Annotated in this window: 20 protein-coding genes; 10 read left to right on the top strand and 10 right to left on the bottom strand. The window is 63.7% G+C overall.

The window, feature by feature from the left end; translation table 11 throughout:
• Positions 1 to 140: 140 nt before the first annotated feature.
• The 5 genes from NTU39_RS04055 to NTU39_RS04035 all read right to left on the bottom strand — a co-directional run bounded on the left by NTU39_RS04055 (position 141) and on the right by NTU39_RS04035 (position 6,711).
• Positions 141 to 1,346 carry an NAD-dependent formate dehydrogenase gene (locus tag NTU39_RS04055; protein WP_257959263.1) on the bottom strand — a complete coding sequence of 402 codons (1,206 nt, stop codon included), beginning with the start codon at positions 1,344 to 1,346 and terminating at the stop codon, positions 141 to 143.
• A 174-nt stretch (positions 1,347 to 1,520) separates the two neighbouring features.
• Positions 1,521 to 2,390, bottom strand: coding sequence for a class I SAM-dependent methyltransferase (locus tag NTU39_RS04050; RefSeq protein WP_373275360.1), 870 nt, complete (start codon positions 2,388 to 2,390; stop codon positions 1,521 to 1,523).
• 166 nt (positions 2,391 to 2,556) lie between these two features.
• The gene (locus NTU39_RS04045) at positions 2,557 to 3,063 is read right to left on the bottom strand and encodes a GNAT family N-acetyltransferase (RefSeq protein WP_150665463.1); all 507 of its coding nucleotides are present in this window, start codon (positions 3,061 to 3,063) and stop codon (positions 2,557 to 2,559) included.
• A gap of 62 nt (positions 3,064 to 3,125) precedes the next feature.
• On the bottom strand, positions 3,126 to 4,037 hold the full coding sequence (locus tag NTU39_RS04040) for a LysR family transcriptional regulator (protein WP_150575531.1): 912 nt from the start codon (positions 4,035 to 4,037) through the stop codon (positions 3,126 to 3,128).
• 163 nt (positions 4,038 to 4,200) lie between these two features.
• Positions 4,201 to 6,711, bottom strand: coding sequence for a penicillin-binding protein 1A (locus NTU39_RS04035; protein ID WP_257959262.1), 2,511 nt, complete (start codon positions 6,709 to 6,711; stop codon positions 4,201 to 4,203).
• Positions 6,712 to 6,952: 241 nt separating this feature from the next.
• Between NTU39_RS04035 and NTU39_RS04030 the strand changes: the two genes are divergently transcribed.
• From NTU39_RS04030 to NTU39_RS04020, 3 genes are all read left to right on the top strand, one after another.
• A complete protein-coding gene (locus NTU39_RS04030) occupies positions 6,953 to 7,654 on the top strand; it encodes an OmpW/AlkL family protein (RefSeq protein WP_150661239.1) in 702 nt (233 codons plus the stop codon).
• Between the two features lie 338 nt (positions 7,655 to 7,992).
• A complete protein-coding gene (locus NTU39_RS04025; protein WP_150665462.1) occupies positions 7,993 to 8,496 on the top strand; it encodes a DUF2946 family protein in 504 nt (167 codons plus the stop codon).
• A gap of 305 nt (positions 8,497 to 8,801) precedes the next feature.
• Positions 8,802 to 10,898 carry a TonB-dependent receptor family protein gene (locus NTU39_RS04020; protein WP_373275390.1) on the top strand — a complete coding sequence of 699 codons (2,097 nt, stop codon included), beginning with the start codon at positions 8,802 to 8,804 and terminating at the stop codon, positions 10,896 to 10,898.
• An 86-nt stretch (positions 10,899 to 10,984) separates the two neighbouring features.
• On the opposite strand, the gene NTU39_RS04015 is transcribed toward NTU39_RS04020, so the two are convergent.
• Entirely contained in the window at positions 10,985 to 11,557 is a 573-nt protein-coding gene (locus tag NTU39_RS04015; RefSeq protein WP_257959257.1) for a cytochrome b, read from the bottom strand.
• 584 nt (positions 11,558 to 12,141) lie between these two features.
• Here NTU39_RS04015 and NTU39_RS04010 point away from each other — a divergent pair.
• Together NTU39_RS04010 and NTU39_RS04005 are read left to right on the top strand one after the other, a co-directional pair.
• Positions 12,142 to 12,975, top strand: a complete 834-nt coding sequence (locus NTU39_RS04010; protein ID WP_150665460.1) for an aldo/keto reductase — start codon at positions 12,142 to 12,144, stop codon at positions 12,973 to 12,975.
• A gap of 109 nt (positions 12,976 to 13,084) precedes the next feature.
• Positions 13,085 to 14,353, top strand: coding sequence for an NAD(P)/FAD-dependent oxidoreductase (locus NTU39_RS04005; protein WP_257959256.1), 1,269 nt, complete (start codon positions 13,085 to 13,087; stop codon positions 14,351 to 14,353).
• A gap of 64 nt (positions 14,354 to 14,417) precedes the next feature.
• Here the strand turns inward: NTU39_RS04005 and NTU39_RS04000 are convergent, their stop codons facing one another.
• On the bottom strand, positions 14,418 to 15,419 hold the full coding sequence (locus tag NTU39_RS04000) for an LLM class flavin-dependent oxidoreductase (protein ID WP_150665458.1): 1,002 nt from the start codon (positions 15,417 to 15,419) through the stop codon (positions 14,418 to 14,420).
• Positions 15,420 to 15,584: 165 nt separating this feature from the next.
• On the opposite strand from NTU39_RS04000, the gene NTU39_RS03995 reads away from it, so the two are divergent.
• From NTU39_RS03995 to NTU39_RS03985, 3 genes are all read left to right on the top strand, one after another.
• Positions 15,585 to 16,004, top strand: a complete 420-nt coding sequence (locus tag NTU39_RS03995; protein ID WP_150665457.1) for a winged helix-turn-helix transcriptional regulator — start codon at positions 15,585 to 15,587, stop codon at positions 16,002 to 16,004.
• Between the two features lie 107 nt (positions 16,005 to 16,111).
• On the top strand, positions 16,112 to 17,281 hold the full coding sequence (locus NTU39_RS03990; protein WP_257959255.1) for a patatin-like phospholipase family protein: 1,170 nt from the start codon (positions 16,112 to 16,114) through the stop codon (positions 17,279 to 17,281).
• Positions 17,282 to 18,730 (top strand): GntP family permease, encoded by a 1,449-nt coding sequence (locus NTU39_RS03985; RefSeq protein ID WP_257959253.1) that lies wholly within the window; start codon positions 17,282 to 17,284, stop codon positions 18,728 to 18,730.
• A 75-nt stretch (positions 18,731 to 18,805) separates the two neighbouring features.
• On the opposite strand, the gene NTU39_RS03980 is transcribed toward NTU39_RS03985, so the two are convergent.
• Together NTU39_RS03980 and NTU39_RS03975 are read right to left on the bottom strand one after the other, a co-directional pair.
• Positions 18,806 to 19,786: a M14 family metallopeptidase gene (locus tag NTU39_RS03980; RefSeq protein ID WP_257959252.1), complete on the bottom strand. Its 981-nt coding sequence runs from the start codon at positions 19,784 to 19,786 to the stop codon at positions 18,806 to 18,808.
• A gap of 118 nt (positions 19,787 to 19,904) precedes the next feature.
• The gene (locus tag NTU39_RS03975; RefSeq protein ID WP_150665454.1) at positions 19,905 to 21,233 is read right to left on the bottom strand and encodes an MFS transporter; all 1,329 of its coding nucleotides are present in this window, start codon (positions 21,231 to 21,233) and stop codon (positions 19,905 to 19,907) included.
• Between the two features lie 234 nt (positions 21,234 to 21,467).
• Here NTU39_RS03975 and NTU39_RS03970 point away from each other — a divergent pair, with 234 nt between their 5' ends.
• Both NTU39_RS03970 and NTU39_RS03965 read left to right on the top strand, forming a co-directional pair.
• Positions 21,468 to 22,235, top strand: a complete 768-nt coding sequence (locus NTU39_RS03970) for a PA3715 family protein (protein WP_257959250.1) — start codon at positions 21,468 to 21,470, stop codon at positions 22,233 to 22,235.
• A 75-nt stretch (positions 22,236 to 22,310) separates the two neighbouring features.
• A complete protein-coding gene (locus NTU39_RS03965; protein WP_257959249.1) occupies positions 22,311 to 23,042 on the top strand; it encodes an ABC transporter substrate-binding protein in 732 nt (243 codons plus the stop codon).
• 52 nt (positions 23,043 to 23,094) lie between these two features.
• Here the strand turns inward: NTU39_RS03965 and NTU39_RS03960 are convergent, their stop codons facing one another.
• Positions 23,095 to 23,880, bottom strand: a complete 786-nt coding sequence (locus NTU39_RS03960; RefSeq protein ID WP_150665451.1) for a helix-turn-helix domain-containing protein — start codon at positions 23,878 to 23,880, stop codon at positions 23,095 to 23,097.
• Positions 23,881 to 23,943 lie beyond the last annotated feature (63 nt).

The following is a 23,943-nucleotide window of genomic DNA, read 5'->3' as shown; positions in this document are numbered from 1 at the left end:
CGCGATGTTGCACGAGGAGGTACTACCCCGCCGGACGCCGTACCGACGACCCGGCGGGTACAGCCAGGAACTGCAAAAGAACTACCGGAACAACGTTACTTCGGTGAATCAGCAAGACTGATGCGCACGCATGAAGAGCATCAGGCCGACTTCTTGAAGCGAGCGGCTTCTTCCGAACCGCCCGTGGCATTGCCTGCGCTGTACGAGTGCGCGCCCACACCGGCGAGCTTGCCGTTCTGCACGATCAGGTACTCGTTGCGGATCGGACGGTTCTCGAAGTAGCACTCCAGAATTTCACGCGTACCGGCGGCGTAACGCGTCTGCGCCGACAGGCTCGTGCCCGAGATGTGCGGGGTCATGCCGTGGTGCGGCATGCTGCGCCACGGGTGATCGGCCGGTGCCGGTTGCGGGAACCAGACATCGCCACCGTAGCCCGCGAGCTGGCCACTTTCGAGCGCCGCCGCAACGGCGTCACGGTCGCACAGCTTGCCGCGCGCCGTGTTGATCAGGTAGGCGCCGCGCTTGAAGTGCTTCAGGCTGTCGGCGTTGATCATGTGCTCCGTTTCCGGGTGCAGCGGGCAGTTCAGCGTCACCACGTCGCACACCTTGGCGAGGCTCTCCAGGCTCGTGTGGTGCGTGAGGTTGAGTTCCTTCTCGACCGATTCCGGCAGACGGTGACGATCGAGGTAGTGCAGATGCGTGCCGAACGGCTTCATCAGACGCAGCACGCGCAGGCCGATGCGCCCCGCCGCCACCGTACCCACATGCATGCCTTCCAGATCGTACGAACGCTCGACGCAGTCGGCGATGTTCCAGCCGCCCTTGAGCACCCATTGATACGACGGCAGGTAGTTACGCACCAATGCCAGCGTCGTCATCATCACGTGTTCCGCCACGCTGTTGCTGTTGCAGTACGTCACTTCCGCGACGGTGATGCCGTGTTCCATGGCGGCTTGCAGATCAGTGTGATCCGAGCCGATGCCAGCGGTCACGATCATCTTCAGCTTCTTCGCACGCTTGATGCGCTCGGCCGTCATGTACGCGGGCCAGAACGGTTGCGAAATCACGATTTCGGCGTCGACCAGTTCGCGGTCGAGCACGCTGTTGTCGCCGTCTTTGCTCGACGTCACGACGAGTTCGTGGCCGTTCGATTCGAGGTACTTGCGCAGGCCCAGTTCGCCAGAAACGCTACCGAGCAATGCGCCCGGCTGGAAGTCGATGGCGCGCGGCGTGGGCAGCGTCTGGCCATCGGGGTAGCACTCGATCTTCGGCAGATCGTCGCGGGCGTAGGTCTTCGGGTAGCCGGTAACGGGGTCGTCGTACAGTACACAAACAATCTTGGCCATGGTGTCTCACTCCTGAATGGTTATCTGCAAGATGTCTGCTTGGCGACGCTGACGTCGTTAGCGTCGCTGCATTGAGGCCAATGATCGGTGTATGCGTTTCGTCTGGAAAATCGTTCCGGTCGATCGGTTGATCGGCGAGACCTATCAAAGCGATGTGGATGACGCGCGATGGCGTCAGACATCACCAGATGGTGCACGTGCCGAAAGGTGCCAGCACGCCGAGCTGAAGCGCACCTCGCCCTGCGCGACGAATGGCGCATAGGCGTCGACGATGGCATCGACGATGTGCTCCCGCTTTGCCGGATCGAGACCGGCGAGCGCTAGTCCCACCGGCCCGAGACGCGACGCGTAATCGCGCAAGTCGGCCTGCGCGAACGTGCAGTCGAAGTGCACGGGCTCAAGATGGACCTCCTCCCACCCGGCCGACGACAGAATGGACGCGACGCGCTCTCGATCCGCGAAGCCGAACTGCCCCGGCGCGCCCGGCTGTCGGGGCGGCAAACCAGAAAGCAATGGCGCGGCGACGCGCTCGGCCACCGTCATGAACGGATTCTCCGACGGCCCTCGCCATACGAGTGTGTGGAGTGCCGCGCCCGGGCGCGCCGACGTGCGTAGATTCGCGAAAGCGGCTATGGGGTCGTCGAAGAACATGACGCCAAGTCGCGAGACGATGAGATCGAAGTGCGCTTGCTGAAATTGATGCGTCTGCACGTCGGCGCAAAGAAACTCCACCGGTGCACGCGCATGTGCCGCGCGTGTGCGCGCCGTCTCGATCATCGGCGCGGAGATGTCGGCTCCCGTAAGTTGCCAGGAATGACCCAACGCGGTAGACAACGCGAGCGTAGCGCCGCCGGTGCCGCATCCGACATCGAGCAAGCGCCCCGACGGCGTGTGCCGCGCAACGTCGCGCGCGCGGTCGATAAGAAACCTCGCGAGCGGCACGAACATCTGGTCGAGCGCGGCACGGTTGTCCACCCATGCACTGCCCGAACGCCCGTTCCATAGTTCGGACTGGTCGTGGTTGGCGTTTTCGGTCATTGGCATCCCTCATGTCGATACGATGGAGGCGCATGCCAATGTGGACGTCGGTCGATCCCCACGATGTCCCGAACGTCACCCGGCATGGCGCATGTCATGCAGTGTGGCAATTCAAGTCGACTTTAGGTCAAGAGATTTTTGCCGGGTCACGTGCCAAAGCGCTGGCGACGGCTCAGGCGGTGGCGTTGAATGCGTCGTGGTAAGCGACCGTACCCGTCGGCATCGGGCCGTCGAAATGCGTCATCTGGAAATACTCGGCGGGCACGTCCGGCAAACGCAACGAAGGGTCTGCGCGAAAACCGAACCGTCCGTAATAGGACGGCTCACCCAGCACGACACAGCCAGCCGCGTCGAGTCGACGAAGCGCGTCGAGCGCCGCGCGCATGAGCTGGCTACCGACGCCCTCGCCCTGACGATCGGGGGCGACCGAAATCGGTCCGAGGCCGTACCACCCTCGCGCACCATCGCTGATCGTGACCGGAGAGATCGCCACGTGCCCCACGATGACACCACAATCTTCTGCCACGAGCGATACGCTCAGTTGTCCGGCGCGACGCAATGCAGCGACGATGAACTGCTCCGTATGCGCGGTGTGCGGTGCGTCTTGAAAGGCGGCGACGGTCAGCGCCTGGATGGCGTCGACGTCAGCAGCGACTTCGCTTCGGATCTGTAGGTTCATGGCGGCATTGTATGCCGCACGGACGGGGGTGCGATGCGCCGATGCGGGCAGTGCGGACAATGCTATGCAGGCAGCAAAGCATCCAGCCGGGTTTGCAGATCCACCGAACGGAAGGCGGCGATGGCGGCGTCCAGCAACGGGGGACGGGGCAGCCGCTCGCGCAGAATGAGACCGATCTCGCGATGCAGCGCCGGTTGCAATGGCACGGCGTGCAACTCGTCGCGCATCTCCGCCAGACACAGCACGCTGTGCGGCACGATGCTGAACAGGCCCGCGCAGCGCACGTGCGCATACAGCGCCATCAGCGAATCCGTCTCCACACGCGGCGACGCCGACGTGCCCGCGCGCGCCAGCGCTGCATCGATCCCCTGACGACACTGCATGTTGCCAGTGAGCAGACACAGCGGCAGCTTCGCTGCTTCGTGCCACGACAGTGACGTGCTGCCCGAGAGCGCCGACTCGTCGCGCGCGATCAGCACGTAGCGCTCGCGGAACAGGGAGATGGTTTCGAATTCGCGCAGACGCGGATCGTCGAGATAACTCAGGCCGACGTCCAGATCGAGTTCGGAGAGTTGGCGCAACGCTTGCGTCGCAGAGAGCGTATAGACCTCATGGCGCATGCCAGGAAACTCGCGCAGGCACGCGTCGGTGAGCAGGGGGACGAGCGGCAACGCGGTGGGGATTGCGCCGATGCGCAGGCATCCGGTGACCTCGCGGCGACTCGCACTCGCCTCCTGACGCAAACCTTCGCAGTCGGCCAGCACCTGACGTGCCCACGCCAGCACCCGCTCGCCCTCCGGCGTGAAGCCTTCGAAACGACGTCCGCGTCGCACGATCGGCAGGCCGAACTCTTCCTCGATGCTTCGGATCGCGCCGGAGAGCGTCGGTTGCGATACGTTGCATAGCTCCGCTGCACGACGAAAGTGCTGCGCCTGCGACAGCGCCACGAGATAGCTTAGTTGCCGGATGAACATGGCTTGCGTCCCCTCCTCTTGTCATCGGCCCCAAAGTGACGCCGACGCTACGGGCGACACTTGCCGCCACCGCTATATTGTTATGAATATAGCGCAAGCAATGACGGTCCAGTCATGAGAAAGTCGCATAACTGTTATGGAAAATCCGCTCGGGGGGCAGCGGTTACTGTGCGGAGGCCGGGCTTTGCGGTGCGGGTGACGGGGATAGCATGATTCCACCGGGCGACGTTGACGGTGCGGACGGCACCGACGGCGTGACTGGTGTCGATGCTCCAGCCGACCCCGTCCCGGACGAACCGCCCGGACCGTTCCACTCGCCGGGCACGCCCGGGATGGTCGTGCCTTGTGACGCACTCGCGGGTTGCGTGGCGGGTTGCGTGTACTGCGGCTGAGCGAGCACAGCAGATGCGACCGGCACCGGCAACGGGCCGCTGTCGCTGGCGGCGTCCGGCGTCGAGACCGACGGTGCGGGAGCCGGTGCAGGCGACGGCGGTGCCTGTCGCTTCACCGGCGCTTTAGGCTTGGGCTCCGGCTTCTTGGCGAAGAGGCCCGTCACCCAGTCCGAGGCGTGTGCCCACCAGTCGCTGTACCAGTGGTGATTGTCAGGCGCTTCGAACTTCGCGCTGCCGTCGATGACCTTCGCGCGCAACGCACGCGAGAAGACATCCCCGACAATCGGCAACGCACTGTGTGCGCCCTGCCCCCAGTAATCGCTGCGCAACGTGATGCGGCTGTCGTTGAAGCCGACCCATGCGCCCGCGACCAGTTGCGGCTGCATCAGAATGAACCAGCCGTCGGCGTTGTCCTGCGTGGTACCGGTCTTGCCCGCGACGTCGGCCCGAATGCCGAAGCGCGTGCGAATCGCGTTGCCGGTGCCGCGATTGATGACACCGCGCATGGTGTCGAGCAGCGTGTAATCGTCGTTCTCCGAGAGTGCACGTTCGGGCCGCGCGGGCGAGAACGTCGCCAACACTTCGCCTTCGCTGTTCGTGATCTCCGTGACCATCGTCGGCTCGCGATACTCGCCGCCGTCCGCGATCGTGCCATAGGCCGCCACCATCTCCTTGAGCGAGACGGGGCTCGTGCCCAGCGCCAGCGAGGGCACCGGATCGAGCTTGCTCTCGCGTACGCCCATCGCGCGAGCGAGGCCGACCACGCGCGACGGTCCGACATCCTGCATCAACTGCGCCGTGACGGTATTGCGCGATTGCGCCAGCGCGTCGGCGAGCTTCATCGGCTTGTTGGTCGGCGTGGTGTCGTCGCTGGGTCGCCAGATTTCGCCGCCTGCAAGCGGAATCTCCACCACCTGATCGACGATGGTGTCGTCCGGCTTGCGTCCCTTGACGAAGGCCGCGCCATACACAAACGGTTTGAACGTCGAGCCCGGCTGTCGACGCGCTTGCTGCACGTGATCGAACGGGTCGGTCGTAAAGTCACGGCTGCCGACCCACGCGCGAATTTCGCCAGTACGCGGATCGATGGCGAGGAAACCGGCTTGCACGCGCGTCTTCGTCGTGCGCAGGTTCTGCATGAACGTCTTGTCGGCGAACAGACGCTTCATCGCCGCTTCGGGCGCTTCGCCCCCGGCCACGGCATTGCGGTATTCCGCCGTCTCGCGCACGAACGACTGGACCAGCGCCGTACTGTCGCGCCAACCGCCGCGTGCCGACCAGTTCGCGTCGGCAATGCCTTGCAATTGATTCGCCTGACGCGTGAGCGCCTGCGTCGCCATCGACTGCAAGCGTGCGTCGATGGTGGTGTGCACCACCAAACCGTCAGAGTAAATGTTGTAGTCGTTGCGATCCGCCCAGCCGATCAGCCACTTGCGCAATTGCTGTGCGAAGTGCGGCGCAGGCCCCGGCTCTTCCGTCTGACGTTCGAAGTCGACGCGCAACGGCCGCTTTTGCAGCGCCGCGAGCTTCGACGCATCGAGATCGCCGAACCTCACCATCTGCGCGAGCACCGTGTTACGGCGTTGCAGTGCGCGCTCGGGATTGATCACCGGGTTGTAATAGCTGTTGCCCTTGAGCATGCCGACGAGCGTGGCGGCTTCTACGACGTCCAACTGATCGGCAGACTTGTCGAAATAGGTGCGCGCGGCCATTTCGATGCCGTATGCGTTGTACAGGAAGGGCACCGTGTTCAGGTACGTCTCGAGAATCTCGGGCTTCGTGTACAGCGCTTCGATCTTCAGCGCGGTGATCGCTTCCTTGAGTTTGCGAGTGAGCGTCGGGGCGCGGCCGATGTCGTCGGGGTACAGATTGCGGGCGAGCTGCTGCGTGATCGTCGAGCCGCCCTGACGGTCACCGGAGAACGTGCGCAGCGCCGCCCCCGCCGTACGCTTCAGATCGATGCCGTGGTGCTCATAAAAACGATGGTCCTCCGTCGACACCAGCGCCTTGACGACGTTGGGCGAGATATCTTTCAGCGCCACCCACTCGCGATTCGACGGCCGGAACTCGGCCAGCAACTTCCCGTCGACGGACAGGACCTGCGCAGGCTGGTCGACCTTTGCACGACGGATATCACGAATACTCGGCGTGAACGGAATCAGGATCAGCGTATGGGCGACCAGCAGACAAGGCAGCGCCGCCACGACGATCAGCACACCGCGACGCGTGGGATGGCGCAGGTGATGCCAGGCGCGCGCCGCATACGGGGACAGCGGTTGCAAAAGGCGAAGACCCCGCCGACCTGCTTGGGCGACGGCGTGCAGCAGCGAAGAAAACAGCGACGAAATCGGGCGCTTCACGATGGGGGAATGCGTGGCAAAGTCCGCATCCTACCAAAACCGGGGCGCGCGACAGTTTGTCGCATGACGCGGTCGCGCTGTCTCCCGCTTGACGCGCATCAAGTTCCGCAGCGCATCGTGCTTCTACCATCGGTCGTGCTCACACACGACTTTGGACAACATCATGAAGCACTCCCTCGGCGCCACGGCTCTCGCCGCCGCACTGGCTACCGGTGCCGCCCTCTTCAGCGCATCCGCATTTGCACAAAGCACGGCACCGGCCACCGACAACGCCGCCACCACGAAGACCTTCGGTTTCATCAAGGACAGTTCGCAGGGCATCTATGCTGGCGACATCCTCGCGCGCGTGCGCGCTATCGGCATCCTGCCGGATTCGCATGCGAGCGGCAGCGTCCTGCCGACGCTCGGCGTCACCGTCAACAACGCGATCGTGCCGGAACTCGATTTCACGTACATGATTCTCGACAACGTCGGCGTCGAACTCATTCTCGGCATGTCGCGCCATCAGCTCACGTCGAACCTCGGGCATCTCGGCGGCGTGAATGTGTTGCCGCCGACACTCCTGCTGCAATACCACTTCAATCACGCGGGGAAGGTGCGCCCCTATGTTGGCGCGGGCATCAACTACACGCGCTTCTGGAACAGCAACCTGAATGCGGGCGGCACGCCCATCTCGATCAAGAACCACAGTGTCGGACCGGCGCTGCAAGCCGGTGTGGACATCCAGATGACGAAAAACCTCTTCTTCAACATCGACATCAAGAAGATCTGGATGAAGACCGATACGTCGCTCGCGGGCACCGACCTCGGCACGTTGCACATCGACCCGCTGATTGTCGGCGTCGGCGTTGGCATGAAGTTCTGATGTCCGGTGTGGGGCGCCACGTGCCGGGGGGCCGTGGCGCTCCTTTTTTTGGTTCCATCGGACGATGCGGCAAATTGTCGCGTCGTCCCTACATGCGAACGCAAAGCATTTACGCCCCTCGACAAGACCCCCTACAATGCCTCCTTCCCGAGAGCCGCCTGATCCGCGTCTTTGCCTTCACGGCGACCCGCGCGGTTAGCTGATTACGTGATGACCTTATGACGTAATCGGGGGACGCTCTCGCGGGCTGATCCGTCAGACCGCCCGGCGATTCCCGTGTTTTTCGCCCGCCCGCTTGATCCGACTTAATCCGTCTAATCCGTCTAATCCGGCCCAGCATGCGCAAGCTTCGTCAGCATCGCGTCGCAATCGGGATCGCCCTGCTGGCGATCCTGCTGGCTGCGCTCATGCCCGCGATTGCGCAATGGCGCGCCGCGATGCAGACGGATCCGTTCGCGGTCTACTGCACGGTGCAAGGCACGCAAGCCTCACTGAGCACGAACACCACGCCGCGCGTTGACGCCCAACGCGAGCCTGCCCATGACGGCCACAGCGGCCATGACGACGCGCAGGCACCACCCGCCCCCGCTCACACCCAGCCCACGGGTCTGCACAGCGAACACGGCAACGCCGGTCACTCGCTCGACTCCGCAGATCACTGGGAGAAGTGCGGATATTGCGCCTTGTGGACGCATCAGCCGCTCGTCACCACCGCTTTCCATCTCCCCCCGCCTGCCGCGCCGACTGGTATCGTCGCCTCCCCCCGGGCTCCGGTGCCGCATTTCCCGCGCGCCCGTTTCTCCGACGCCTTAGCGCGCGCGCCACCGTCCCTCACCGTCTGATCCTCCCGACTTCCGGCCATTGCCTTTCAATGCCGGTGGCTCATGTCGAACCCGTTTTGCTCTGCCTGCCTCCCGGCTTGCCCTGATGTTCGCGCTCGTCTCGCGAACGCGTGGCTCGCCGTGCGCGCCTGGCCGACTACGGACACGTTTGACACTCACGATCATCAGGCGGCCGTCATTCGGTCGCGAGAGAGACATTCATGTCACGTTTCATGACGCAGAAGCCGTTGCAAGCGGCCATCGCGCTCGCCTTCGCCTCGCTGGGCAGCGCAGCACACGCACTCACCTCGAACCCCGCAGCATCGATGGCCTCGGCAGGCGCCGCTGCGGTGAATCCTGTGGCTCCCGCGGCCCCAGTGGTCCTTGCCGCAGCAGACACGTCCCCGGTCACCACGACGACAGCACCAACCGCTACGTTGCCCGTCACCAACGTGACCGCCCCGGCGGAGTCGCTTACGTCCCCCAGCGTGGAGGAGCAGACGGCCAATCTTTTCCAGACCGCAGGCTCCGTCGGCTTCGTCGACGCCGACAGCTACCAGAACACCTACGCGTTCAACCTGCGCGACGTACTCAAAGACAGTCCCGGCGTCTATGTCCAGAACCGTTACGGGCAGGAGCTACGCGTGTCGATTCGCGGCTCCGGCATCGCTCGCGGCTATCACGTACGCGGCCTCGAAATCCTGCAGGACGGGATTCCCACCAACTCGGCCGACGGCAGCGGCGACTACTATCAGATCGACCCGATGGGCCTGCGCTCCACCGAGGTCTACAAGGGTGGCAACGGCCTCACCTACGGTTCGACCACATTGGGCGGTGCGCTGAACTTCGTCACGCCCACGGCCTACACGGCAGAGGCCCCGAACCAGTTCCGGCTCGAAGGCGGTAGCTTCGGCACCGTTCGCGCTAGCGGACAGATGTCGCGCATCTTCGGGCCGCTCGATGCGCTCGCGACCGTGACGCTCAACCGGTCCGATGGCTATCGCGATCACGCGAAGGGCAACTACGCCCAGATCAACGCGAACATCGGCTACAAATTCTCGCCGCGCGTGGAAACGCGTTTCTTCTTCGGCGCTTACATCGTCGACCAGAAGCTGCCGGGCACGTTGTCGCTGTTCGACGCGCTGAACAATCCCACCAAGGCGGCGGCTTCCGCAGTCTCCGGCGATCAGGCACGCAACACCCGCACCGAACGCCTGGGCAACCTGACCACGATTCGCTTCGACGTCGGCCAGCTCGATATCGCGTCGTGGGTCATTCACAAGAGCCTGTATCACCCGATCTTCCAGGTCATCGATCAGGATGGCTGGACCTACGGCATAGCGCCCCGCTACACGGCGAACCTGACACTCGCGGGCATGCGTAACGACCTGATCGTGGGCGCGCGCTTCTTCGGTGGCAATACGAAGGCCGATCAATACGTCAATGTGAACGGCAATCGCGGCACGCAAACGCTCGACTCCCGTCAGAGCGCTTACAACTACGAGGCGTATTTCGAGAACCGTCTGTTCTTCCTGCCGACGCTCGGCCTCATGGTCGGTGCCAAGGCGTACCGTGACGTTCGCCAGTACATCGATTACGGCGGTGTGCCGGGCGACGTCAACTATCGCTCCACTAGCGCCGCCTACTCTGGCGTGAATCCCAAGATCGGACTGCTCTGGGAGCCGCGCAAGGACGTTCAGGCGTTTATCGACATCACGCGCAGCGCAGACGTGCCCGACTTTACCGATCTGTCGCAGACGTTCGGGGCGACGTCGCGATTCGTGCCGCTGGCGTCGCAACATGCCTGGACGATCGAAGTCGGCACACGCGGCAAGCTTGATCGCGTGGCGTGGGACGTTACCGCCTACCGTTCGATGGTGCGCGACCAACTGCTCCAGTACACGACGTCTCCCGACGTTCCGGCGTCGACCTTCAATGCGAACAAGACTGTGCTTCAGGGTCTCGAAGTTGGCGCGTCCGTCGACCTGTTCAAGAACGTGGCGGCCACCGGCGACCGCGTGACATTGACGCAGATCTGGAACTACAGCGACTTCCGCTTCCGAGACGATCCGCAATACGGCAACAACCGCATCGCTGGCGTGCCGACCAATGTGCTGCGTACAACGCTTGGCTATGCGCTGTCGGATCGGTTCCAGATCGCGGCGTCCCTCGACTGGGTGCCCACTGGCGCGTGGGTCGACTACGCCAACACGATGCGCGTGCCCAGCTACACACTGATCGGCTTGCAGGCGTCGTATCTGATCCAGCGAGGCGTGACGTTCTATGTCGATGCGCGCAATCTGACCGACAAGCGTTATGTGTCGGATTTCAGCACCGTCACCGACGCCCGCACGGCCAACACCGCCGTGTTCTACCCGGGCGACGGCCGCAGCGTGTTTGCGGGTGTTCGCTTCGCGTTCTGATCACGCCTGATCGAACCAAACGCGCGCTCGGAGAATCTTCGGGCGCGCGATCCTATCGCGTCGCACTCACACGCTCGGGCGGACCCTCACAGCATGCGACGCAGCGTGTCGTCACGACGGAAATAGTGATGCCACAACGCCGCCAGCGCATGCAAACCGATCACCCAGTAGAACGCGCTTCCCAGCGTTTCGTGAATATCCTTGATGGAGTGGAGCATCTCGTCGTCTTTGCCGATGAACTGCGGCAGCGCGATATCCAGCCCCGGAATTGTCAGCACGTGCCCACCTGCGTTGAGCGTCAGATAGCCTAGCACCGGCTGCGCGAAGATGAATAGATACAGCAACAGATGCACGAGTGACGACCCCATGCGTACCAGCCACCCCTGACCGGGCAGCGGTCCCGGCGATCTCTTGATCAGACGCCAGAGCAAACGCGGCACGGCGACGACCAGCACAGCGATTCCGGCCCACTCGTGAATCGTCATGCTCAGCGCTCGCAGTGCACTGCCTTTCGGCAGATATCCCTTCGTGATCACGGCGGCATACGCAATCACGATCAGCAGCGCCACCAGCCAGTGAAAAAAGATCGCAGGGGGTGCGTAGCGCTGAACGGGAGAAAGCGGTGAGCCGAGTGAGTGGAACTTGATCGCTTTGGCCATCTCGGGGGGACTCCTCTGCTGTTTTGGGCGAGCCCCCATTATCGCGCCCGTCTCGCTGCGCGAACAGGCTGCAAATCGTCACATTTTGTTACGCAAAAATTCTCCTCGACATTCGGATTCCTCCTTCCCATCGATTCGCCAACTCTGCCGACAATATCTCCTCGGCACACAGACTCGCTGCGGTGCCACATCGATGAACCTCCTTGGCCGACGCACGCCCGGTCGGCCTTTAAAGCCCCGTTCGCGGGGCTTTCTTTTTCTCTCCCTTCGTCTCTTCGCCTACTTCGTTGCGCAAGGCCCGACACACATCGCACGAGCCATCACCGAGCCGTCTCGCTGCGGAGCAACATTCGCAATGTGCATCGGTGAGATCAGCCTATCGCGACACAGCCATGAAAGGTTTGTGAACTATCCGAGAGAATGGGTGCACGAATGCAGAAGCGGCAATGTCTGTACCGTGTCTAGGACGAATCCGATCCAAAAGATAGGACGGCACCTTGAAGTGTTGCGTGAAGCCCTCACAGCACTGGTCACGGCTCGACTTGCAGGCAGATAATGTTCATCAAAATCCAGGAGGACAGATCATGCGAAACATCACTTTCCCCCAAGGCGACACCGTGCCGGTGCTCGGGCAGGGCACATGGATGATGGGTGAGAAGCCCGAGCGCCGTCGCGACGAGATTGCCGCATTGCGTCTGGGCGTCTCGCTTGGCATGACACTGGTCGATACCGCCGAGATGTATGGCGAAGGCGCGACGGAAAGCCTCGTGGGCGAAGCGCTCGACGGCTTGCGCGACGAGGTCTTTCTCGTAAGCAAGGTGTATCCGCATAACGCCTCGCAACGTGGCGTAGTCGCGGCGTGCGAGCGAAGCCTCAAGCGTCTGCGCACCGACCGCATCGACCTCTACCTCTTGCATTGGCGTGGCGATGTTCCGCTCGAAGACACGATTGCCGGCTTCGAAGCGCTGATCGACGCGGGGAAGATCCGCCAATGGGGCGTGAGCAATTTCGATGCGGACGACATGGATGAATTGTTCGACGCACCGGGCGGCACCGCGTGCGCGACGGATCAGGTGCTGTTCAATCTTTCGCGACGCGGCCCCGAGTACGATCTGATGCCCTGGCTTGCGACGAATCGATTGCCGATGATGGCCTACTCGCCCATCGAACAAGGGCGCTTGCCGACGAATGGCGTCCTTAGCGAGATTGCACGCAAGCGTCACGTCGAGCCGCTACAGATTGCATTGGCCTGGGTATTGAGCCGTCCCGGCGTCATTGCCATCCCGAAGGCCGGGTCCGAGGCCCACGTGCGTGCGAACCGTGCCGCGCACGACATCACGCTGAGCGACGAAGAACTGGATTTGCTCGATCACCACTTCGAAGCGCCGTCGCGCAAACGTCCGCTGGAAATGATCTGATGCCGGATCTGAGCCTGGACCGAGGAATGGAAGGGAATTTTGAGGGCCATCGGTCTCGCAGGCCCGACGCAGTACACTAGGCGTTTTCGAATTTTCGCAGGACGGCTTCATGAGCGATTCACGTCCCGTCGTCGTTATCGGGGGCGGTTTGGTCGGCGTATGTACTGCCGCTTATCTTCAGCGCGCAGGGCATGCCGTGACTCTCGTCGACCGGCAGTCGGCGCGTCAGGCAGCCTCGCTGGGCAATGCCGGTTGTATCAACGGTTCGTCGGTCGTGCCTATCGCCATGCCGGGCGTGCTCTGGCAAGTGCCGGGATGGCTGATGCAACCGGATGGCCCGCTGGTGCTTCGCTGGGGCTATCTGCCTCGCATGGTGCCGTGGTTGATGCGCTTTATCGCAGCGAGTCAGCCCGCACGGGTGGCACAACAGGCACGCGCGTTGCGCGCCCTGCTCGGCCCGGCACTCGACGCGTATCAACCCCTGCTTGACGATGCCAACGCGAACGACCTCGTGACCCGTCGGGGGTATCTGATTGCCTATTCCAGTCAGGACGGCATGGCAGGCGATGAAGGCGGCATGGCCTTGCGGCGTGACAACGGCGTGCAGATCGACACGCTGGACGCCGGCGCGCTTCGCGAGTTCGAACCCACGTTGTCGAACGATTTCATCGGCGCGCGTTATATCAGCGAGACGGGACACACGTCGGACCCGGCCGCGTTGCTTGCGCGTCTGACCGCTCAGGTCGTGGCGCGAGGCGGACGCCTCGTCGATGCCGCTGCGACAGCCATCGAGACCAACGGCGCGCAGGCCGTGGCGGTGCATACGGACAAGGGGCGCGAAGCCGCAAGCGCCGTTGTCGTCGCGGCCGGTGCGTGGTCGGCGCCCTTCGTGCAGCAGTTGGGCGACAGCATCGTCTTCGACACCGAGCGCGGCTATCACGTGGAGATTCCGACGCCGCACGAGATGCCGTCGCGTCCCGTGATGTGGGCGGAGGGGAAGTTGTTTGCGACACCGATGAACGGCCGCCTTCGCGGCGCGGGCACGGTCGAGCTGGCAGGGCTGCAAGCGCCGCCGAACTGGCGGCGTGCCGATCTGCTGCTGGGCCAGCTTCACAAGATGTTCCCCGGCGCGGTGCAGGGCGTGAAGTCGACGCAATCGGTCGATGGCGCGCGCTGGCAGGGCTTTCGCCCGAGTACACCGGATTCGCTGCCGGTGCTGGGGGCTGCGTCGAAAGTGCCGAATGCCTTTTACGCCTTCGGGCACGGCCACGTGGGCCTCACAGCGGCAGCCTCCACCGGGCGCACGATCGCCGGGCTGGTGAGCGGCGAGCGGCCGTCCATCGACCTATCACCGTTCTCCATCGGGCGATTCCGCTAGCGCATGCGTCGCCCCCGTCCCATCCGGCGCCGTCTGCGGCACGGCCTGTGCGCTGGATGATCGCTCAGCCCTTGCAGACGGATGCGACGATGTCGCACGAACGCAGGCGAAGCGCCGGATCGTAGATGTCGGTCACGAGCATCAGTTCGTCGGCTTGCGTGCGTTCGACGAGATCGGACAAGCCGGATTGGATGCGCTCCGGCCCGCCGACGACGGCCACGCCGAGGAACGCTTCCACCGAGTGCTGCTCCGCCGGATCCCAGCGCTCGTCCATATCGTGCACTGGCGGCTGCAACTTCAGGCTCTGCCCACGCATCAGCGCCAGGATCTTTTGCTGCGATGACGTCGCGAGGAACTTCGCCTCTTCGTCCGTCGGCGCGGCGACGACCGGTGCGCCGACCATCACGTACGGCTTATCGAGCACCGCCGACGGGCGGAACATCTCGCGATAAATACGAATCGCATCGAACAGGAAACGTGGCGCGAAGTGCGATGCGAAGGCGTACGGCAGCCCCAGATGGGCCGCGAGCTGCGCCGAGTACAGCGACGACCCCAGCAGCCACACAGGAATGTCGCTGCCCGCGCCCGGCGTGGCGACCAGCCGTTGCCCCGGTTGCGCCGGTGCGAGCAACGCGCGCAACTCGGCCACTTGTTCCGGGAAGTCGTCGCCATTGCCGAGACGGTCGCGTCGCAGTGCGCGCATCGTCGCCTGATCGGCACCCGGCGCACGTCCGAGACCCAGGTCGATGCGTCCCGGGTACAGCGCGGCGAGCGTGCCGAAGTTCTCGGCGACGACCAGCGGCGGGTGATTCGGCAGCATCACGCCACCGGAACCGACGCGAATGCGCGACGTCTTGTCGGCAATGTGCCCGATCAGCAACGCGGTTGCGGAACTGGCGATGCCATCCATGTTGTGATGTTCCGCAAGCCAGAAACGCGTAAAGCCCAGACGCTCGACATGCTGAGCCAGTTCCGTGGACTGCTTCAGGGCTTCAGCCACCGTGCCGCCAGCGCGCACCGGCACCAGATCCAGCATCGAGAGGGCTGTTTTCGACAAACTGCTCATGGGGTTCTCCGTTAGCTTGCGCGCGCCGCACCCCGTTTGGTCGATGCCAGATCGGGTCCGATCGACGCACTCCAGGTGACGCGCACTATCGTGCCAAAGTATAGTGACGAAGGGTCAAAATCCCCAGTAGGCACCTTTTAGTTGAATAGTCACCATTTAGTTACCATGAGCAAACCCGAACCCTTCGTCTTCGAGGAAACCTGCGTGCCGCGTCGCGTGCTGGAGCTCTTCAGCGTGAAATGGACGAGCATGGTGCTCTACGCGTTGCAGTGCGGCACGACACGCACAGGCGAACTCCAGCGCCGTCTGCCGGGCATTTCGAAGAAGATGCTCACGCAAACGCTGCGCGAACTGGAGCGCGACGGCCTGATCCACCGCGAGGTATATCCCGTCGTGCCGCCCAAGGTCGAATACTCTCTGACGCCGCTCGGCGAGCTTTTCATCGAGCCGATCGAGATGCTGTACCGCTGGGGCAACCAGCACGCTGACGTGCTCGCGCAGCTGAGTCTGCGTCGCGGCAAACCATCGCAGGAGCTGGCCGACGGGGGCACCGATGGCGAGGTTGCCCATTTCACGGTTATCTGAGACAGTGGTTATGTTGCAGCGCAAACTGCGTACCTGCTGCAACCGTACTCTCGTAACGACCCCCGCGGCTGACGCCCACCGGCGCGACGCCGCATCGCCGAGGGATCATGCCACGCTCCAAATCCACCTCGCGGGTGCAGCCGCCGCTCCCCGCCTCCGCTACGCCCGCCGCACGAACCGGGCGGACCGCTAGCGCCACACGCGCATCGTCCGGCGCACGCGCCACCGCTCGCGGCGCACTCCCCGTCGATCTCGCCCTACAGGGCGGCGGCGCACACGGCGCATTCACCTGGGGCGTGCTGGACCGGCTGCTCGAAGCCATTTCTCACGACACCGACAACGCCCCCTTCCGCATCGAGGGCATTTCGGGCACATCGGCTGGCGCGATGAATGCCGCAGTGCTTGCGACCGGTTATGCCCGCGGCGGCCCCGATGCGGCACGCGGTGCGCTGGAACAGTTCTGGCGGGATGTCGCGCATGCGGGACGCTTCAGTCCGCTGCGCCGCACACCGCTCGACATCGTGCTCGGAGGCTGGTCGCTCGATAACTCGCCGTTCTTCATGTTCTTCGATCTCGCCGCCCGCGTCGTATCTCCCTACGACCTCGCGCCGCTCGAATTCAACCCGTTGCGCCGCCTGCTGGCCGATCACATCGACTTCGACGGCATATCAAAAGGCGCCGACGCCAACCCGATCCAGCTCTTCATCACAGCGACCAACGTGCATACGGGGAGAGGTCGCGTCTTCCGCAACGCCGAGATCACCCCGGACGTCCTGCTCGCCTCAGCCTGCCTGCCCATGTTGTATCGCGCCGTCGAGATCGATGGTGAGCCCTACTGGGACGGCGGTTACGCGGGCAATCCGTCGATCACGCCGCTAGTGCGCGAGACCGTGTCGTGCGACACCATCCTTGTGCAGGTCAATCCGGTCGAGCGCAACGAGGTCCCGCGTTCGGCGCGCGAGATTCTGAACCGCGTCAACGAAGTCTCGTTCAACGCCACGCTGCTCAAAGAGTTGCGCATGATCGCGGTGCTGCGTCAGGTCGTGGATGCCGGGAGCGACGAAGGCAAACGCTGGGCGCAAATGCGCATGCACCGGATCGCGAGCGACATGATGACGACGCTCGGCTATTCGTCGAAGCTCTCGGCGGAATGGGACTTCCTCGTGATGTTGCGCGACGAGGGCCGTCGCTGCGCCGATGTCTTCCTGCACGAACACGGCGCCGATCTGGGCAAACGCTCCTCGCTCGATCTCGATCCGCTGCAGGAGACCCTCTGAATGGAGCTCGCTGGCATTCTTATCGGCCTGGCGCTGCTCGTCTGGCTGGCCTATCGTGGCTGGAGCGTGCTGCTGCTCGCCCCGGCCGCCGCCATGCTGGCCGCTGCGCTCTCAGGCGAACCCGTCCTCGCACACTGGACGCAGACGTTCATGCAGAACGCCGCGCGCTTCATCGCGCAGTTCTTCCCGCTGTTCCTGCTCGGCGCCTTGTTCGGCAAGTTGATGGAAGACAGCGGGTCCGTGCGCGCCATCGCTGCATTTCTCACGGACAAGCTGGGTTCGCGTCGCGCGATGTTTGCGGTGGTGCTCGGCGGCGCGCTCGTCACGTACGGTGGCGTGAGTCTCTTCGTGGCGTTCTTCGTCCTTGCACCGATGGCACACGCGCTGTTCCGTGAAGCCAACATTCCCGTGCGACTGATGCCCGCTGCGATTGCCTTGGGGACGTCCACCTTCACGATGTCGGCAATGCCCGGCACGCCTGCCATCCAGAACGCCATCCCGATGCCCTTCTTCGGCACCACGCCCTTTGCTGCACCGGGGCTGGGGTTGATGGCCTCGGCCATCATGCTCGGCGTAGGCCTCTGGTGGTTGTCGTGGCGCGAGGGACAGGCGCGTCGTGCGGGGCACGGTTATGCGGAAAACGAAGTGTGGGACAAGAAGGCGGACCCGACGGTCGTGCGTGAGCGCGCCAGCGTGGCGCGCGAATTCGACCCGGCGGAGATCGAAGCCGGGCATCGCAACGACGCGCTGCCGGGCATCCTGACGGCTGCCTTGCCGCTGCTCGTTGTGATCGGCGGCAACTTCGTGATGAACGTGATCGTCTTCCCGCGCCTGAACGCGAGCTTTCTCGCGGAGCCGAGATGGGGCGGCATCACGCTGCAAAGCGTAGCGGGCGTATGGGGCGTGTGCGTCGCACTCGCGAGCGCGATTCTCGTGCTCGTGATCCTGCAATGGCGACGCCTGCCCGCGCTGCGCAAGACGATGGACGCCGGTGCAAACGCGTCCGTCCTGCCGATCATGTGTACGGCGAGTCTGGTCGGCTATGGCGGCGTGATTGCCGCGCTGCCCGGCTTCGAGCTGGTACGCGACTGGGTGCTGTCCATCGACGGCGGTCCGCTCGTGTCGCTGGCGCTCTCCGCCAACCTGCTCGCGGCCATCACCGGCTCCGCCTCAGGCGGTCTCACGATTGCCCTCGACGCGCTCGGTCCTGCCTACGTCAGCCTCGCAGCGCAGCACGGCATCGATCCCGCGCTGATGCACCGTGTGGCCGTGATGGCGTCCGGCACGCTCGACAGCCTGCCGCACAACGGCGCGGTCGTCACGTTGCTGGCGGTGTGCGGCAGCACGCACCGTGACAGCTACTTCGACATCGTCATGACAAGTATCGTGAGTGCGCTGATCGCACTCGTCGCGGTCATCGTCGTCGGCTCGCTCGTCGGGACGTTCTGAACGTTCCGATGCCAACGAAAAAGGGCCGAGGTCATCCTCGGCCCTTTCGGAATTGCTCAGCGACTCACGTCCGTCTTAGCGATCCAGCAAACGTCCCAGACGCATCATCGTGACATTCACCCCGAGGTGACGCATCGACGGCTGCACGATCACGCAGTTGTCATACGGCGTGACGATCACTTCGTCGCCATCGCGGGCGATTTCGGTGCCTGCCTTTTCGATCACTTCCAGTCCCGTGAACGGCTGCGAGAAGCGGAAGTCCATCGAGCGCGCCACGACCGGCTGCGTGATTTCCACAAACTTCTGACGTGCAGGGGTTTGCGTGAGGAACGGGGCGACGTCGGCCTCAGCCACAACACCCGCGTGCAACAGGAAGCGGGCTGCGCTGTCGAGCGCCACATCGCGCGCGCTCTTGGCGAAGTGTTGTCCCGTCTCGATGAGCAACGCATTCTTCGGGCTGGCGGGGTCGCCAAAGCCACCGTAGTCGCGCATGCGCGTGCCATTGGCGTGGCCCTTGTCGATGATGACGTGCTCAGGCGTGCCGAGTTCGGCCGCCAGCGCAATCGCCTTTTCCAGCGGACCCGTCATCATCAGCGGCGCCGACGCTTCGTGCATCGAGTGGATGTCGAGCAGCAGATCCACCGTATCGATGAACGGACGCATCGCACGGGCGCGCGTCAGTTCACGGCTCTGACGTTCGCCGTCAAGCGTCGACGCCGTCCACACACGGTTCATGTCTTCATCGAGAAAGCGCGTGGCGTCTGCATTCTCTGCGCTGAACTGTTCGTACGCACCGATGTTGCCGAAGCCCAACGACAGACGGCCGGACGACGGACGCAGACCCGATGCGAGCAGCGCGTCGACGGCGATGGCGCCGCTCACTTCATTGCCGTGCGTGAGCGCGAGAATCATCACGTGCTTGCCGGGCTTGCCGCTATCGAACGTGTGCAGATAGTCGATGCCGGTGTTGCCTTCGCGCCAGCGGGTGATATCGGGGAACGAGACTTCGATGGGGTACGCCGGCAGGGCGGCGCGAATCGCTTCGAGCGTGGTCATGGGTAAAGCTCCGCAAGGGATGCCGCAAAAAAAGAGACGACGTCGCCTAGGGGATTGGCGGACGTCGTCGTTGCGGCTCAAATCAGTACATCGAATATCGGGACGACGTAATCGAACCTTAGGCCTTGGTCGCACGCGGCGAGGCGTGCGACTGGCTCGTCAGCCCGGCGATCTTGCCGGCACGCACACGGCGCGCCAGCGCCGTCACAGCCGTCACGCTGAGCACTGCCGTTGCCATCACGTAGAAGCTCGGTGCGAGCTTGTTCTGCGTGGCGTCGATCAGCCAGGTCACGATCAGCGGGGCGAAGCCGCCGAACAGCGTGACCGAGAAGTTGTACGACAGCGCAAGACCGGTGCCACGAGTGCTCGTCGGGAAGATGTCCGCCAGCAGGGCGGGCAGCGGGGCGAGACTCACGGCGATCAGCAGACCGACCAGTGCCTGCACGAGCAGCAGCGTCTGGAACGTCGGATAACGGTTGAGCAGCACGAATAGCGGGTAGGTCGTCACGCCCACGGCGATTAGCGCGTAGAGCATTACGCGAATGCGGCCGAAGCGGTCCGAGAGATGGCCGACGACAGGCGCGGCGATCATGAGCATCACGCCGGTCACGACCGCACCGATGAACGACGATGTCGCCGGAATGTGCAGTTGCTTGACGGCATACGTCGGCATGTACAGCTTGTGGACGTAATTGAACGCCGTGGCCGCAGCCACAACGCCCGCGCCGAGCAGCATGTTGGCGCGATCACGCCCGAAGACTTCGCGCAGTGGCGACTTCTCGCGTTGCTTCTCGCCGAGCTTCTTGAAGTCGGCGGTTTCATCGATATTGCGACGAATGTACAGACCGACCGGACCGATGAGCAGACCGACGGCGAAGGCGATACGCCAGCCCCATGCGCTCAGTTGATCGGCCGTCAGCAGCAGGCTCAGCAGTGCGGAAACACCGGCGGCGAGCACCGTTGCGAGACCTTGCGTGGACATCTGCCAACTGGCGAAGAAGCCGCGACGCTTGGCGTCGGCATGCTCGACCATGAAGGCCGTGGCAGCGCCGAACTCACCGCCCGTCGAGAAGCCTTGCAGCATGCGGGCGACGATGATCATGAGCGGCGAGAAAATGCCGATCTGCGCATACGTCGGTGCGAACGCGATCATGGCGGTGCCGACCATCATGAGGCCGATGGACACCGTGAGCGACGCCTTGCGACCGGCGCGGTCGGCGTAGCTGCCGAGGATGATCGAGCCCAGTGGGCGCGTGACGAACGAAATACCGAACGTGCCCACGGAGAGCAGCAGCGAGGTCGTTGCGTCGTGAGCGGGGAAAAACAACTGGCCGATCACGATGGCGAAGTAGCCATAGATCAGCAGATCGTAGAACTCTAGTGCGTTGCCGATACTCGCCGCGCAGATCTCGCGCCACGGGTTGTGGGGTTTGGTGTTGCCGGTCATTCCTGCTCCTCGGGATCGCTGGCGTTGGAAGTCGATGTTTGGACGCCCCGCAAACGCCCGTTGCATAGCATGCAACAAGGGCGAGCCGGGGCCATCTGCCAGTCTCAGGAAGCGGAGTGTAGGTGGCGGAAAATGCAACTCCGTGCCGATTCGGCACGCAAAGGTGCTGATTGAGGGCGAGGTCCACCGGTAGAATTGGCGCACCTTCCCCTCCTCGCACCGCTGGATCCCCCGATGGCCCTGACTGCACCGACTTCATCCATGCTGGCGCGCCGCGCCATCGCCGCCGCCCTGTTCTGCCTGCCGCTACTCGCCCATGCCGACTGCAAGGATCGTCTGAACGACTGGGCGAAGACGCTGCAACCGGGGCGCGCCGTCGATGCCGACTTCGCGACCTGCAAGGTCTGGCCAGCGAATCCGGCGCAGACTCTCGCCGTCCTGCCGATGGCGCAGCCAGGCGGCACCGACGACGACAAGGTCTATGACGTGGAAGTCGTCGTCGCCGACAGCCAGAGCGGCAAGATCGTGGCGCACCGCTTCGAGAAGGCTGCGATTACGTCGGACGCCATCATGCTGCGCGGCATTGCCCTCGACACCGCGCCGTGGCGTCTGACGCCGCAGACGGTGGCGTTCGGTGTGCGTTTGAGCTTCGAAGGGTCGTCGCGCGTGAATCCGTTCTCGCAGACGTCGCTCAGCCTTTACGTCATCGATGGCACGACGCTGCGCAAGGTCGTCGATAACCTCGCCACGCAAAAGAGCGGCGGCGAATGGGATGGCAACTGTGCAGGCAGCTTCGACGACACATCGCGTGCAGTGTCCGTCGGCCCCGTTGGCAAAAACGGCTACGCGAAACTCGTCGTGAGCGAGAAGACCACCACCACGACCAATAAGCCGACGCGCAACGATTGCGCCAGCAAGGAGCGCACTGCCAAGGGCGCAAACGTCACGCTCGAATACGATGGGTCGCGTTACGTCATACCGAAGGCGCTTAGCGGCGCGTGAGGTACGCCATCGGCATGATTGCCGATATTCTCGAACCGTCACCTTTCACGTTTCCTTTCCTCTTCCGAGCCCACCATGACGCCTGACCGTACTTTGCTCGAAGCGTTTGCACCGACTGGCGTGCTGCGTGCCTGCATCAATCTCGGCAACCCGATTCTTGCGGGCGTCGATGCACGATCCCAGCCCGTCGGCATCTCAGTCGATCTCGCGGGCGCGCTGGCGAAGCGGCTCGGTGTCGAACTGGAACTGGTGGTGGTCGACGCCGCAGGCAAATCCGTGGAGACGGTCACGAACGAGCAGGCCGACGTGGGCTTCTTCGCCATCGATCCGCGCCGCGCGGCGACGATTGGCTTCACGTCGCCGTATGTCCTCATCGAAGGCTATTACCTCGTGCGCGATGCCTCGCCCGTCAAAACCAATGCGGACGTCGATCGTGCGGGCACCCGTGTGGTCGTCGGTCAGGGTAGCGCCTACGATCTGTTCCTGACACGCGAACTCAAGCACGCCGAAATCGTGCGTGCGCCGACGTCGCCGACGGTGATCAAGACGTTCATCGAGACCGGCTGTGAAGTGGCCGCTGGCGTCAAACAGCAGTTGGAACAGGACGTGGCGAACCTCACCGGCTATCGCTTGCTGGACGAACGTTTCATGGTCATTCGTCAGGCGATGGGCGCGCCGATCACGCGCGGCGAAGGCGCGTTGGCTTACCTCAAGACGTTCGTCGAAGACATGAAGCGCGAAGGCTTCGTGGCCGACGCCATGAAGCGACACGGCATCACAGGCGTGAGCGTCGCACCGGCGGAGTGACCAACAGGTTTCCACCTGACGTCGGGTGCATACGCACCACCGGGGTCTGTCGCTAGGCGCTTGCGCTCCCGACGTATTTCCCCGGTGTGACACCGAACACCGAGCGAAACATCGCGATGAAGTTGCTGGGGCTCGCGTAACCCAGCGCATCGGCAATCGCCGACACCGACTCGCCGTCCGACAACATCTCGACGGCACGCATGAGCCTCGCCTGCTGACGCCACTCCGACAACGTCATGCCGACCGACGCCGCGAACAGGCGTCGTGCAGTGCGCGTCGACAGTCCGGCCATCGACGACAGCGTCTCCAGCGAATACTCGCGGCCAGGCTCGCTGAGCACCAGTGCCGTCATCTTCAGCAACCGCTTGTCGCTGGGCATCGGCAGATGCAACGGCTCATGCCGTGCCGCGCGAACCTCGTCGATCAGCACCGCCATGACGTGCTCCTCCTCCGGCGAAGTCACAACGTCCTTACGCCATCCGGCCACGCGATGAATCAACGCTTCGAATAGCCGCCCGACCGAGAGTACCTGCGGACGGTCGGGCAAGGTCTGGCAATACGTGGGGGCAAGCAGAATGTTCGCGCCGGTCTTCACCCCCTTCAACTCACCCCAGTGCATCAGATCTGGCGGAATCCACACGGCGCGCTGCGGCGGCAACAGCCACGCGCCGAAGTCGGTGCGGATATGAAAATGCCCCGCGCCGATATAGATCAGTTGCCCCTGCGCGTGCCGATGCCATCGATTCAGGCGGCGAACGCTCTCCGGACTTGTGCCGTCAACGCCGAAACCTGCCAGTGTTTCGTGTTCGCGAACGACTTTCCTGAGGCTGCGTGGCATGAGAGGGGAATCCAAAGTTGGCCGATTTTCAGCATATTTTGACCTTATGCGGATAACGGAGCA

Source organism: Pandoraea commovens, assembly GCF_024704525.1.
In the GTDB taxonomy this organism is placed as follows: Bacteria; Pseudomonadota; Gammaproteobacteria; order Burkholderiales; family Burkholderiaceae; genus Pandoraea; species Pandoraea commovens.
Note: the sequence above shows the minus strand (reverse complement) of the source record. Positions and strands in the feature narration are given on the sequence as shown.